The organism is Streptococcus timonensis, from assembly GCF_047463455.1.
GTDB lineage: Bacteria > Bacillota > Bacilli > Lactobacillales > Streptococcaceae > Streptococcus > Streptococcus timonensis_B.
Genome location: NZ_JASHDV010000001.1, coordinates 180,833 through 193,011, shown reverse-complemented (window position 1 = coordinate 193,011; position 12,179 = coordinate 180,833). Strand labels below are relative to the sequence as shown.

The 12,179-nt window shown below is 36.9% G+C and carries 15 protein-coding genes; 7 read left to right on the top strand and 8 right to left on the bottom strand.

The genetic code is table 11. The features are described 5' to 3' along the window. Window positions 1-22: 22 nt before the first annotated feature. The 6 genes from QM847_RS01015 to QM847_RS00990 all read right to left on the bottom strand — a co-directional run bounded on the left by QM847_RS01015 (window position 23) and on the right by QM847_RS00990 (window position 5,135). Window positions 23-796 carry a ribonuclease HII gene (locus QM847_RS01015; RefSeq protein WP_414353312.1) on the bottom strand — a complete coding sequence of 258 codons (774 nt, stop codon included), beginning with the start codon at window positions 794-796 and terminating at the stop codon, window positions 23-25. After that, window positions 783-1,634, bottom strand: a complete 852-nt coding sequence (ylqF, locus tag QM847_RS01010; RefSeq protein ID WP_414353311.1) for a ribosome biogenesis GTPase YlqF — start codon at window positions 1,632-1,634, stop codon at window positions 783-785. The genes QM847_RS01015 and ylqF overlap by 14 nt, the downstream gene beginning before the upstream one ends. 144 nt (window positions 1,635-1,778) lie before the next feature. Continuing rightward, the gene (gene pta / locus QM847_RS01005) at window positions 1,779-2,753 is read right to left on the bottom strand and encodes a phosphate acetyltransferase (protein WP_075567570.1); all 975 of its coding nucleotides are present in this window, start codon (window positions 2,751-2,753) and stop codon (window positions 1,779-1,781) included. A gap of 18 nt (window positions 2,754-2,771) precedes the next feature. Beyond that, the gene (locus QM847_RS01000; RefSeq protein WP_414353310.1) at window positions 2,772-3,662 is read right to left on the bottom strand and encodes an RluA family pseudouridine synthase; all 891 of its coding nucleotides are present in this window, start codon (window positions 3,660-3,662) and stop codon (window positions 2,772-2,774) included. Beyond that, on the bottom strand, window positions 3,659-4,480 hold the full coding sequence (locus tag QM847_RS00995) for an NAD kinase (protein ID WP_414353309.1): 822 nt from the start codon (window positions 4,478-4,480) through the stop codon (window positions 3,659-3,661). The genes QM847_RS01000 and QM847_RS00995 overlap by 4 nt, the downstream gene beginning before the upstream one ends. Beyond that, complete coding sequence (locus tag QM847_RS00990) at window positions 4,464-5,135, bottom strand: GTP pyrophosphokinase (RefSeq protein WP_414353308.1); 672 nt, start codon at window positions 5,133-5,135, stop codon at window positions 4,464-4,466. The genes QM847_RS00995 and QM847_RS00990 overlap by 17 nt, the downstream gene beginning before the upstream one ends. A gap of 133 nt (window positions 5,136-5,268) precedes the next feature. Here QM847_RS00990 and QM847_RS00985 point away from each other — a divergent pair, with 133 nt between their 5' ends. The 7 genes from QM847_RS00985 to QM847_RS00955 all read left to right on the top strand — a co-directional run bounded on the left by QM847_RS00985 (window position 5,269) and on the right by QM847_RS00955 (window position 10,019). After that, window positions 5,269-5,838, top strand: coding sequence for a CYTH domain-containing protein (locus QM847_RS00985; protein WP_414353307.1), 570 nt, complete (start codon window positions 5,269-5,271; stop codon window positions 5,836-5,838). A gap of 97 nt (window positions 5,839-5,935) precedes the next feature. Further along, on the top strand, window positions 5,936-6,880 hold the full coding sequence (locus tag QM847_RS00980) for a ribose-phosphate diphosphokinase (protein ID WP_250307215.1): 945 nt from the start codon (window positions 5,936-5,938) through the stop codon (window positions 6,878-6,880). A gap of 17 nt (window positions 6,881-6,897) precedes the next feature. Continuing rightward, on the top strand, window positions 6,898-8,013 hold the full coding sequence (locus tag QM847_RS00975) for a cysteine desulfurase family protein (protein ID WP_414353306.1): 1,116 nt from the start codon (window positions 6,898-6,900) through the stop codon (window positions 8,011-8,013). Window positions 8,014-8,016: 3 nt separating this feature from the next. Next, complete coding sequence (locus QM847_RS00970; protein WP_414353305.1) at window positions 8,017-8,364, top strand: DUF1831 domain-containing protein; 348 nt, start codon at window positions 8,017-8,019, stop codon at window positions 8,362-8,364. Between the two features lie 12 nt (window positions 8,365-8,376). Continuing rightward, the gene (locus tag QM847_RS00965; protein ID WP_414353304.1) at window positions 8,377-8,592 is read left to right on the top strand and encodes a DUF4649 family protein; all 216 of its coding nucleotides are present in this window, start codon (window positions 8,377-8,379) and stop codon (window positions 8,590-8,592) included. 81 nt (window positions 8,593-8,673) lie between these two features. After that, window positions 8,674-9,315, top strand: a complete 642-nt coding sequence (locus tag QM847_RS00960) for a redox-sensing transcriptional repressor Rex (RefSeq protein WP_414353303.1) — start codon at window positions 8,674-8,676, stop codon at window positions 9,313-9,315. A 14-nt stretch (window positions 9,316-9,329) separates the two neighbouring features. After that, window positions 9,330-10,019 carry a gamma-glutamyl-gamma-aminobutyrate hydrolase family protein gene (locus tag QM847_RS00955; protein WP_414353302.1) on the top strand — a complete coding sequence of 230 codons (690 nt, stop codon included), beginning with the start codon at window positions 9,330-9,332 and terminating at the stop codon, window positions 10,017-10,019. 23 nt (window positions 10,020-10,042) lie between these two features. Here the strand turns inward: QM847_RS00955 and radC are convergent, their stop codons facing one another. After that, window positions 10,043-10,723 (bottom strand): RadC family protein, encoded by a 681-nt coding sequence (radC, locus tag QM847_RS00950; protein ID WP_414353301.1) that lies wholly within the window; start codon window positions 10,721-10,723, stop codon window positions 10,043-10,045. A 62-nt stretch (window positions 10,724-10,785) separates the two neighbouring features. Next, window positions 10,786-12,066: an O-acetylhomoserine aminocarboxypropyltransferase/cysteine synthase family protein gene (locus QM847_RS00945; RefSeq protein WP_414353300.1), complete on the bottom strand. Its 1,281-nt coding sequence runs from the start codon at window positions 12,064-12,066 to the stop codon at window positions 10,786-10,788. Window positions 12,067-12,179: the final 113 nt, after the last annotated feature.

The window sequence follows — 12,179 nt, the reverse complement described above, 5'->3', positions numbered from 1 at the left end:
AAAACCTTCCTCTGTATAAACTTTATTTACCTTTTGTTACTAATGACTTGATCGGTTCAAAGCTAGTTCTGTGAATTGGTGTAATACCTAGTTTAGCGATACCTTCCAAGTGTTTAGCAGTTCCGTAACCCGCATTTTGACTAAAATCATAACCTGGGAACTTCTGGTCATAGTTTGCCATGATCTTATCTCTCGTAACCTTGGCAACAATGGATGCTGCAGCTATGGATAAAGAATTAGCATCTCCCTTGATAATAGATGTCTGTGAAATAGGTAAGTCCAATTCCATAGCATCAATTAATAAGTGTTCTGGTTTTAGCTGTAATTGTGTTGTAGCTTCCTTCATAGCTAATTTAGTTGCTTCATAGATATTAACCTGGTCTATGACATGATTATCCATAACTCCTATGCCGATCGCTAGTGCCTTTTCTTTGACAGCCTGAAAAATTTCTTCGTGTTTTTTCTTTGGAATTTTTTTACTGTCATTCAAGCCTTTAATCTTGCAATTTTGAGGTAAAATTACTGCAGCAGCTACTACTGGACCAGCTAGAGGACCACGTCCAACCTCATCTACACCAGCAATGAAACTTATTCCCTTATCATAAAGCTCTTTCTCATAAGATAACATAGATTCCAAGCGAAAATTTTCATCAATTTCAGCTTGAATAGCTTGTTTTCGCTTTTGAATCTCTTTTTGAACGCCTGCTCGTGAATCTTTTGCTAATTCTTTAATGATGGGACTATCTAGGTCCCCTATAGTTGCTAATAATTCTTTTATTTCTTTAATCGTTGCCATTGAGATCGTCCAATGTATCTAAGGTGTAGTTACCTAGTTTTCCGTCACGAACTTCTTTAACAAAAAGATTATAGAAGCGATCGTAGTTATCACGAAAACCAAGTATACGTGTCATATCCATAATGATCTCTGGAGCTTCATCTTCCAGCTTCATTTGTTTAAAGCGTTCTTGCAGTCTTTCCGGATAATGATTTTTAAAATAATTGATACCAAAAATAGTCACTTCATCCATTGGTAGCAATTGGTCCTTGATAGCTCCAGTTAATGCTAGTTTGAGTGCAACAGTTTCATCTTCAAATTTTGGCCAAAGAATACCAGGAGTATCCAAGATTTCGAGATTCTTATTAGTCTTAAGCCATTGTTGGCCCTTTGTAACACCAGGTTTATTACCAACAACCGCAATTTTTTTCCCAGCTAAACGGTTCATGAGAGTGGATTTACCAGCATTTGGGATACCAATAATCATGGTACGCAAGGTTTCAATTTGGATACCACGCTCTTTCTGACGAGCAATCTTATCTGCCATAAGCTTTTTGGCTGCGTCTGTAACCACTTTAACTGTAACTTGCTCTTTTGAATTAATGGCTAGTGTTTGGATTCCTTGTGCTTCAAAGTGTTGGCGCCACTCTTTCGTTAAAATTGGATCTGCAAGATCTGCCTTGTTTAAGATTAAGAGTCTTGGTTTATCTCCTACAATTTTAGTTAGCATTGGATTTTGACTTGACAAGGGTAAACGTGCATCTACCAAAATAGTCACAAAATCAACAAATTTTAAATTCTCCTGGACCTGTCTTCTTGCTTTTGACATGTGACCAGGAAACCATTGAATAATAGCCATTCTATGTCCTTTTCTTCATACAAACTTAATCAATAAATCATATATGATTCCTGTCTATTTTACCATATTTTAGCTAGATTTGCAGAGGCTTTGTTAGTTAAAAGACTCAAAAAGCCCCGCTCAAAAAGTGGGGCTTTAAAATTTTTATTGGTGAATAGCTTGTGCAGCAGTGATGAGTGTAAGGTTATACACGTCATCTGAGCTACATCCACGAGAAAGGTCATTAACTGGCTTATTCAAACCTTGTAAAACAGGTCCTACAGCTGAGAAACCACCTAGACGTTCTGCAATTTTGTAACCGATATTTCCAGCTTCGATACTTGGGAAGATAAATACTGTTGCTTGACCAGCCACTTTACTTCCTGGAGCTTTCAGAGCAGCTGTTTCAGGGTGGAAGGCAGCGTCAAATTGTAATTCTCCGTCAATTTCAAGGTCAGGGCGCAATTCGTGTGCACGTTTTGTAGCCGCTACTACTTTATCAACGTTTTCACCGAAACCAGATCCCTTACTTGAGTAACTCAACATTGCAATTTTTGGTTCGATACCAAACATTTTAGCAGTGATTGCTGAGTTAATAGCAATTTCAGCTAGGGCATCTGCATCAGGATTAATGTTGATTGCACAGTCTCCGAAAAGGTAACGTTCTGAACCACGAGTCATTAAGAAAGCACCTGAAGTTCGAGTTACATTTGGACGAGTTTTAATGATTTGAAGTGCTGGACGAACAGTTGCAGCGGTTGAGTGAAGTGCACCTGAAACCATACCGTCAACCAAGCCCATATAAACTAGCATAACACCAAAGTAGTTAACGTCTTCACGCAAGAGTCTAGCCGCTTCTTCTTCTGTTATCTTACCGTTACGACGTTCTACAAGAGAAGCAACCATATCGTCAAATTTAGCATAATGATCTGGGTCAATGACTTCATAACCCTCGTGAATTCCTTCGATTTCAAGGTAGATTTTGATTTTTTCAGGTTTACCAAGCAAAACTGGAATAACATCTGTTTCTTTCACCAAACGTTTTGTAGCTTGGAGGATACGTGGTTCTTTCCCTTCAGGGAGAACAATGCGTACATTTTTACCAACTAGGTTGGTTTTTAGACTTTCAAAAACTTCCATGAGTTTTCTCCTTTAATATTAATTAATTGATAACTTAGTTATTAAATTCTTAAAATCATCTGGCAGTGGAGCAGTTATTTCCAACTGTTCTTCAAGAAATGGATGATAAAAAGATAAGAAATGGCAATGTAACGCTTGACGCTCTATGCCATGCTCTAAACTTCCACCATAGAGGTCATCTCCAAGTAAGGGAAAACCAATATGTGAAAAATGAACACGAATTTGGTGTGTTCTCCCAGTATGCAATCGAATATCGATTAAATGGATATCTCCATAGGATGCTATAACCCTGTATTCTGTATGAGCATATTTACCACCCTTGGCTACCCGCCTTGTGATGATAGAATCTTCATCTCTCGCAATGGGAGCTATGATATTACCTTCTGGCTCTAAAACACCTGCTCCTTTTACAAGAGCAAAGTACCGTTTTTCAATACTTTTTTTCTGAAGTTGTTTATCTAGCCTTGCATGCGCATAGCCGTGTTTGGCAAAAAGCATCAATCCAGAGGTATCTCTATCAAGCCGTGTCACAATATGAACCTGCTGATTCTCGTAAGCTTGTTTTACGTAGTAACCTTTAATAAAATTAGCAATAGTATTTGAGTGATTAACACTAGGAATAGAGGCCACCCCGAATGGTTTGTTTAGAATTAGAAAGTGGTCATCTTCAAACAAAATATCCAAGGGATAATCTATGGCTTCCAGTGTTTCAAACCCTTCCTCTGGAGGAATGTCAATGACTACTTGATCCCCAATATCTAATAAATAGGTTGCATTTTGTGATTGGCCATTAACTCGAATATCTCCACCTCGAAATTTAATTTTAGCCAACAAGCCTTTGGAAACTTCATGTTTTCTGAGAAAGGTTTTTACCTTAACGTGCTCATCAGCAATAAACTCAAACCTCATTGTTCATCAACCTCGCCGATAAAGGCATCCTTTACACGGTTCCAGAAACTTGTGTGACTTGGAGTTGCCACGAAGTTAATCTTGTGGTGATCAATCTGATATTCAATTCTTTCGATATTACGGAAAGAATAAATACTGTTGTCAATAGAAATCGTATGATAGTCATTTCGAGTTGGAATAACTTCTATTTTATCTTTTTTGGGAACAATGATTGATGAACCTAAGGTACGATAGATCCGGTTGTTAAGGCTAGCTATTTCAGCTAATTGAAGGGCTTCAATCGTCGGATGTAAGACTGCTCCACCGAGTGATTTATTATAGGCTGTACTTCCTGTTGGAGTTGATACAGTCAATCCATCTCCTCGAAACCGTTCGAAGGGAACATGATTTATCACGACATCGGCAACCATAGTTCGATCAGCTCTTCGAATGCTTGCTTCGTTTAGAGCACGGTAGACTTTTACTTCACCATTCTCTAGATAAATCTTGACATTTAATAATGGATATGAAACCTTAGCTCCTGTATCCAACTGTAAATTAGTAACTAGTTGATCTAATTCAAAATCTCTATAATCAGTATAGAAACCAAGATGTCCCGTATGAACCCCTACAAAACGAACCTTATCTAACTGATCCTCATACTTGTGAAAAGCAGATAGAAGCATTCCATCTCCTCCAATGGAGATAACAATATCAGGATTTTTATCGTTAAGTATAAAATTATGCTTCTTCAAACGATCCTTGAGTTCGTACAACACTTTTCTACTTTGAGGTTTACGGTTGGCGATCAGATCAACCCTTTTACCTGTATTCTTCATCTGTATCGTCACTATTTCCTACCCCGTCATTTAATTTCCGATGCAAAGGATCAAAGAGTGCTTGTGCTTCTTGAATGTCATCTCGAATCTTGCTCATTTCCTCATCTAGCTGGTGAGAAATTCTAGCTGTTATTTCCAAGCGTTCTTTTATTTCCTCTGGAAAATCTCCTTGATACTTATAGTTGAGAGAGTGTTCAATTGTAGCCCAAAAATTCATGGCCAAGGTACGGATTTGAATTTCAGCCAAAATTGTCTTTGAACCATTAATCGTATCAACTGTGTACTCGATGATTAGATGATAAGAACGGTATCCTGAGGCTTTACGATGTTTGATGTAGTCACGCTCTTGAATAATTCTCATATCCTGTCTTTTATGTAGAATCGAAACAACTTCTTGAACATCATCTACAAATTGAACCATAACCCGCAAGCCAGCGATATCTTGTAAATCCTGTTCTAAGGTATCATAGCTAATTCCACGACGAACCATTTTTTCTTTGATACTTTCGATAGGTTTCACACGCCCTGTTACGAATTCAATTGGTGAATGTCGATTTTGTTTGCGGTACTGTTTTCGAATCCCTCGTAGTTTAATTTTTAACTCGCCAACAGCTTGAATGTAAGGATCTAAAAATTCTTCCCATTCAGTAATCATAGATGTTATAGATTCACCTCTCTTTAGCTACAATATTCATTTACTCTTTGATTTTCATGCAAAAATCATATACAATAAATACAGTTATTATTATACCATAAATCGCTTTCAAACAAAATAAAAGGTTCTCAAAATGAAACATTTAGAAATAGAATTAAAAACTCTTCTAAAAAAAGAAGACTATATAAAATTAAAAGAATATTTTTCGGATATTACTCCTATTACGCAAAACAACTACTACATAGATACTTGTGACTATAGGCTACGTAGCAATAAGATAGCCATGCGTATTCGGACTTTTGAAGATAGCGCTGAATTAACTATAAAAATTCCTCAGGCTGTAGGCAATATGGAATACAATCAAGAACTTAACCTTGAACAAGCTAAGGATTCTATAGAACAAGCTCTTATACCGGATGGTTTAGTACTTCAAGAATTAAATAATCGTGGTATTCAAATTACAGAATGGCTTGTTTTAGGGTGTTTAACGACCGTTCGTTATGAAAAAGAGACGGACATTGGTTTGATGGCTCTTGATGAAAGTCACTATTTCGATGTTACTGATTATGAACTCGAACTAGAAGTTGCTGATGAGGCTAAGGGAACTATGGATTTTCAATCTTTTTTAGAAAAGAATCATATAGAATACCAGAAGGCACCATCTAAATTAGTTCGATTTATAGAAAAAAGCAAAAAAGACTGAAAATATAAACTTTTTTTGGTAGAATAGAAGGGATAAAAATAATTGAAATCTTTTTCATTTGAAAAAGATTCAGATAATTATAGAGGACGGTTTATCAATGTCAGATACAAAAAACATGAAGCTTTTCGCTCTCAATTCAAATAAGGAAATTGCACAAAAGATTGCAGACGCTGCTGGAGTACCTCTCGGTAGAATTTCTTCTCGTCAGTTCTCTGATGGAGAAATTCAAGTCAATATCGAAGAAAGTGTTCGTGGATACGATGTTTATATCATTCAGTCTACTTCTTATCCTGTTAGCGACCATTTGATGGAACTTTTAATCACAGTTGATGCCTGTGTTCGTGCAAGTGCAAACACTATTAACGTTGTTCTTCCGTATTTTGGGTATGCTCGTCAGGACCGCATCGCTTCTTCTCGTGAACCTTTAACAGCTAAACTGGTTGCTAACATGTTGGTAAAAGCAGGCGTAAGTCGTGTACTAACTTTGGACTTGCATGCTGTTCAGGTGCAAGGCTTCTTCGATATCCCTGTTGACAATCTATATACAGTTCCTCTATTTGCTAAACACTATTGTGAGAAAGGACTTGTTGGACCAGATGTGGTTGTCGTTAGTCCAAAAAATTCTGGTGTTAAACGAGCACGTAGCCTTGCTGAATACCTTGATGCTCCAATCGCAATTATCGACTATGCTCAGGATGATTCAGAACGCAACCAAGGCTATATTATCGGTGAAGTAGAAGGTAAAAAAGCTATCCTAATTGATGATATTTTAAATTCTGGTCGTACTTTCTCTGAAGCAGCTAAAATTGTTGAAAGAGAAGGTGCTACAGAGATTTATGCAGTTTCAAGCCATGGACTATTTGTTGATGACGCTGCAGATTTATTGGATGCTAGCAATATTAAAGAAATCCTTGTTACTGACTCAGTGGCTACTCAAGGTAAAACCCCTAAGAATGTAAAATACATCACTGCAAGTGAGTTGATTGGTGATGCTATGGTACGTATTCATGAGAGAAAACCAGTTAGTCCACTATTTAAATAAAAAGAAAAGGTGACCTTTTGATTTATTTGGACAACGCTGCTACGACTCCGATGTCACAGGTAGCTATTTCTGCCATGACACAAGTCATGCAAGATATTTATGGAAATCCATCAAGTATTCATAGCCATGGTCGTCAAGCAGGTAAATTATTACGAGAAGCCCGCCAAGACTTGGCTGAATTATTAGGTACGAAACCTCAACATATTTTTTTCACTGCTGGAGGTACGGAGAGTAACAATACAGCTATTATTGGTTACTGTCTTCGCCACCAGCATAAAGGGAAGCATATTATCACTACTGCTATCGAACACCATTCTGTTCTTGAACCAATCGAATATCTTGTAGAAAATTTTGGTTTTGAAGTAACTGTTTTGCAGCCTAATGATCAGGAGATTACTGCGAAACAAGTGAAAGATGCGCTTCGTGATGATACTATTCTAGTATCTACCATGTATGTAAATAATGAAACTGGAACTATTTTGCCTATTACTGAAATTGGAGAGGTCTTAAGAAATCACTCAGCAGTCTATCACGTTGATGCTGTTCAGGCTGTAGGTAAACTAACTATTAAACCAGAAGAGCTAGGAATCGACTTTCTATCTGTGTCTGGTCATAAATTTCATGGACCGAAAGGTGTAGGTTTCCTTTATGCTTCTACTATGGACTTTGATTCCTACATGCATGGTGGAGACCAGGAAAATAAAAAAAGAGCAGGTACGGAAAATCTTCCGGCAATCGTTGGAATGGTTGCTGCCCTAAAAGAAGAATTATCTAAACAAACTGAAAACTTTCAAGCTGTACAGAGATTAAAGGACCTATTTTTAGCTAAGATTAGTAGCTTGAACTACTACACCAATCATGGTAAAGAACAACTTCCTTATGTCCTAAACCTTGGTTTTCCAGGACAAAAAAATGATTTACTTCTACTTCGAATGGACTTAGCTGGCATTTCTATATCCACAGGTTCAGCTTGTACAGCAGGAATTGTACAAATAAGTCATGTACTAAAAGCATACTATGGAAATGATTCGGATCGTCTTCATGAGTCAGTCCGCATTAGTTTGTCACCTCAGAATACAGAGGAAGAGATTATTCAGCTTGTAAACACATTAAAAGAAATAATTGGAGATTAATAAATGGCATTTGAAAAAACTATTCAACTAAAAAATTGTCGTTACGAATACACTATCAGCCCTTCTATTAAAAAATTTACACTTAAAGATAACACTTTTTATGAAACTAAGGTTGGTAACTATGAATTAACTCGCCTTCTTGAGAAAGTTCCAAATAGTGGCGAAGGCTTCCTACTTAAGATTGTTATTAACAAAGACCTAACAGGTGCTAAAATCAATATTACTGATAAGTTCGGCTTACGCTTGGTTGACATCTTCAAATCTGAAGATCATAAAATCCATCAAGAAAAGTTCTATTTCTTAATGGATAGTTTGGTAGAACGTGGTGTATTTACCAAGACTGAAAAATAGAAGGATAGAATAATGTTTCGACTCACTTATTTAGATGCTTATCAAGTTGAACGGACTCTATCTTATCAAGATTATGATGAACTAATGTTATCCTTGTCTGGATGTGTTACATTACCTGATTTCTATGAAGTGACTTCTCTTAGCTATCTAGATAAGGTGATCTATCAGGGATATATCGGTGATTTATATCGATTTCTGACAACTTTTGATTTTAATAAATTAAACTAAGATATTTCTTAGTTTTTTATTATATATGTTGCATTTTTCACAAAGTTGCTTTAAAATAGAAGATAGAAAGGTTGTGATATTGTGAAAGAAAAACAATTTGATATTCCTAAAGCTACAGCGAAAAGACTTTCTCTATACTACAGAATTTTTAAACGTTTCAATGGGGAAAGAATGGAAAGGGTTAATTCTAAACAGATTGCTGAAGCTATTGGCATCGACTCTGCAACTGTTAGACGTGATTTTTCATACTTTGGTGAGCTTGGGCGGCGTGGATTTGGATATGATGTCAACAAACTAATGACTTTTTTTGCTGATCTTTTAAATGATAATTCAGTCACCAATGTTATGTTAGTTGGTATTGGGAATATGGGACATGCGCTCCTCCACTACCGCTTCCATGAACGTAATAAAATGAAAATCATCATGGCCTTTGATTTGGATGATCATCCTGAAGTAGGAACTGTTACAAAGGATGGTATTCCAATTTATGGTATTTCTCAAATTAAAGATAAAATTAAAGATGCTGATGTACAAACTGCTATCTTGACTGTCCCTAGTGTAAAATCACAAGAGGTAGCTAATATCCTAGTTGATGCAGGTATTAAAGGGATTCTCAGTTTTTCTCCAGTACATCTTCATCTTCCTAAAGATGTTGTCGTGCAATATGTTGATTTGACTAGTGAATTGCAAACTCTCCTCTATTTTATGCGTAAAGAGGATTAGAAAGTGTAGTATTTATGAATAAACCAGTTATTGGGATTACAGGAAATGAAACCCCGCATCCAGATGATGAGCTTATGATGAGTTATGCTGCCAAAGGTTTTGTTGAAGGAGTTAAGGAAGCTGGAGGTATCCCCATTATCCTACCAATTGGTGATGAAGAAATGGCTTCTCATTATGTAAGAATGGTTGACAAACTAATTCTTACTGGCGGTCAAAACGTAGATCCTAAATTTTATGGTGAAGAAAAAACAATAGATAGTGATGACTATCATCTACAAAGAGATATTTTTGAACTGGCACTCATCAAAGAGGCTATCAAACAAAAGAAACCCATTTTCTCTGTCTGTCGTGGAACTCAACTTTTTAATGTGGCTATGGGTGGATCTCTCTATCAAGATATTGAGGATCATTGGCAGGATACTTCTGCTGATTATACAACTCAGAGACTTGTCACCGAACCAGATACTATTCTTCGAGAAATCTATGGGGAAATCTCTCATATTAACTCTTTCCACCATCAAAGCATTAAAGATTTAGCTCCAAATCTAAAGGTTGTAGCTCATGACCCTAAAGATGGCATTATCGAGGCTGTTACAACTACAGACGGCTTCCCTTATCTTGGAGTTCAATGGCATCCAGAATTTCTTTTTGAAAATCGTCCCAAAGATAAAACACTTTTCGATTATGTCGTCAATGAATTGTAAACCTGTAAATGATACAGGTTTTTTTATATCATATCTGTCTTCTCACGGTAACTAAAATAATCAGAATATGAGACAATTAGATGATCCAATAAGACTAAACCCATTAAATCACAGGCTTCTTTAACAAGTTTCGTTACATGGTCATCATTTGGACTAGGAACTACTGCCCCTGATGGATGATTGTGGACCAAAATTATAGAAGTAGCCATATGTTTTAAGGCGTAATGTAGAATCTCCCTTGGTTCAGCAATACTTCTCGTAGCAGATCCTATAAAAATAGTCTGCTGATGAATGATTTGATTTTGGGTATTGAGATATAGTGCTACCAGATGCTCTTGTTTTTTATCTCCAAGCTCATTCTGCATCTTTTTCGCCAGTCTTTTACTACTGAGAATACTTTCCATTTCAATACTTTCGCGTTTATGGATACGACTTCCTAATTCTATGATAGCCTGTAGTTCAATAGCTTTAACTCTCCCTATGCCTGATAAAGATTGTAATTCTTGTAAGGACATTTTTTTCAAATCTGTCAGACTGTTTAATTGGGACAATAACTTTTGAGCAATTTCAAAAACGGTAGATTGGCGGGTTCCGGTTCTTAGTATGATAGCCAACAACTCCTGATTGCTTAAGGCCCCTACTCCTTCTGTCACTAAGCGTTCTCTTGGGAAGAGTGAATCTTCTTGAAATGAAATACTATACATAAAAATCCTCCTCACTTTATTATTCGTGAGAAGGATGCTTAATTTCATAAAAACTAGTTATTTTAGATTTTTTCAAGTGCAAGACGCAAATCTTCAATCAAATCATCGACATTTTCTAGTCCAATTGATAGACGAATTTGATTTTTAGTTACTCCTGCTGCTTCTAGATCAGAGTCAGACAATTGAGCATGCGTTGTAGTTGCCGGATGAACGACCAATGATTTGGCATCTGCTACGTTTGCAAGGTTTGAAAAGATTTCTAAGCTATCAATCACCTTACGAGCTTCTGCTTCTCCGCCTTTAACATGGAAGGTAAAGATCGAACCAACACCTTTTGGTAAATATTTCTCCGCCAAGGCATGGTAAGGGCTATCAGCTATTTTTGGATAATTGACTTTTTCAACTTTCGGATGATTCACAAGGAAATCAACGATTTTCTCAGCGTTTTGCACATGACGTTCAACACGCAGAGATAGTGTTTCAAGACCTTGTAGGAGCAAGAATGAGTTAAATGGTGAAAGGGCAGCTCCCATATCGCGAAGCAATTGAACGCGAGCAGCAACGATAAAGGCTGCAGCACCTACATCTCGAGTATAGCTCAAATTATGGTAGCTTGGATCCTCATTGACGAATTGAGGGAATTTCCCTGAAGCAGCCCAGTCAAATTTACCGCTATCAACAATGACACCGCCAATAGTTGTACCGTGTCCACCGATAAATTTAGTTGCCGAGTGAATTGAGATATCTACACCGTGTGAAAAGACATTAATGAGATATGGTGTTGCAAATGTATTGTCAGAAACTAAAGGAATTTGGTGTTTGTGGGCAATTTCAGCAATTTTTTCGATATCAGGAATGTTGATAACTGGATTACCCAAAGTTTCAATCAAAACAAGTTTTGTATTATCTTTAATCGCTGCCTCTACTTCTTCTAGATTATCAATATCAACAAAAGTTGTGGTGATTCCGTAACGAGGAAGGGTTTCTTTCAAAAGGTTAAAGGTCCCACCGTAGATAGTTGAAGCTGCAACAACATGATCACCTGCGTGAGCAAGTCCAAGGATAGTATAAGTAAGAGCTGCCATCCCAGAAGCTGTGGCAAGTGCCCCTACTCCGCCTTCAAGAGCTGCAATACGCTCTTCAAAGGCTGAAGTTGTTGGATTGGTAATACGAGTATAGATATTTCCAGCTTTTTGAAGGGCAAAAAGGTCTGCACCCTCCTGTGTATCTTCAAATACAAAAGATGTTGTTTGATAAATAGGGACAGCACGAGACTTGGTAGTAGCATCTACCACTTGTCCTGCATGCAATTGTAGTGTTTCAAATTTAAATTCACGAGTCATTGTGAGACCTCCAAAGTTTTCATTAAACTAATTGTATCATCTAAGTAAACAGGTTACAAATACATCTTTGTTATATATTGGCATAAGAAATAGCTATGGCTTTTGAGTTTATA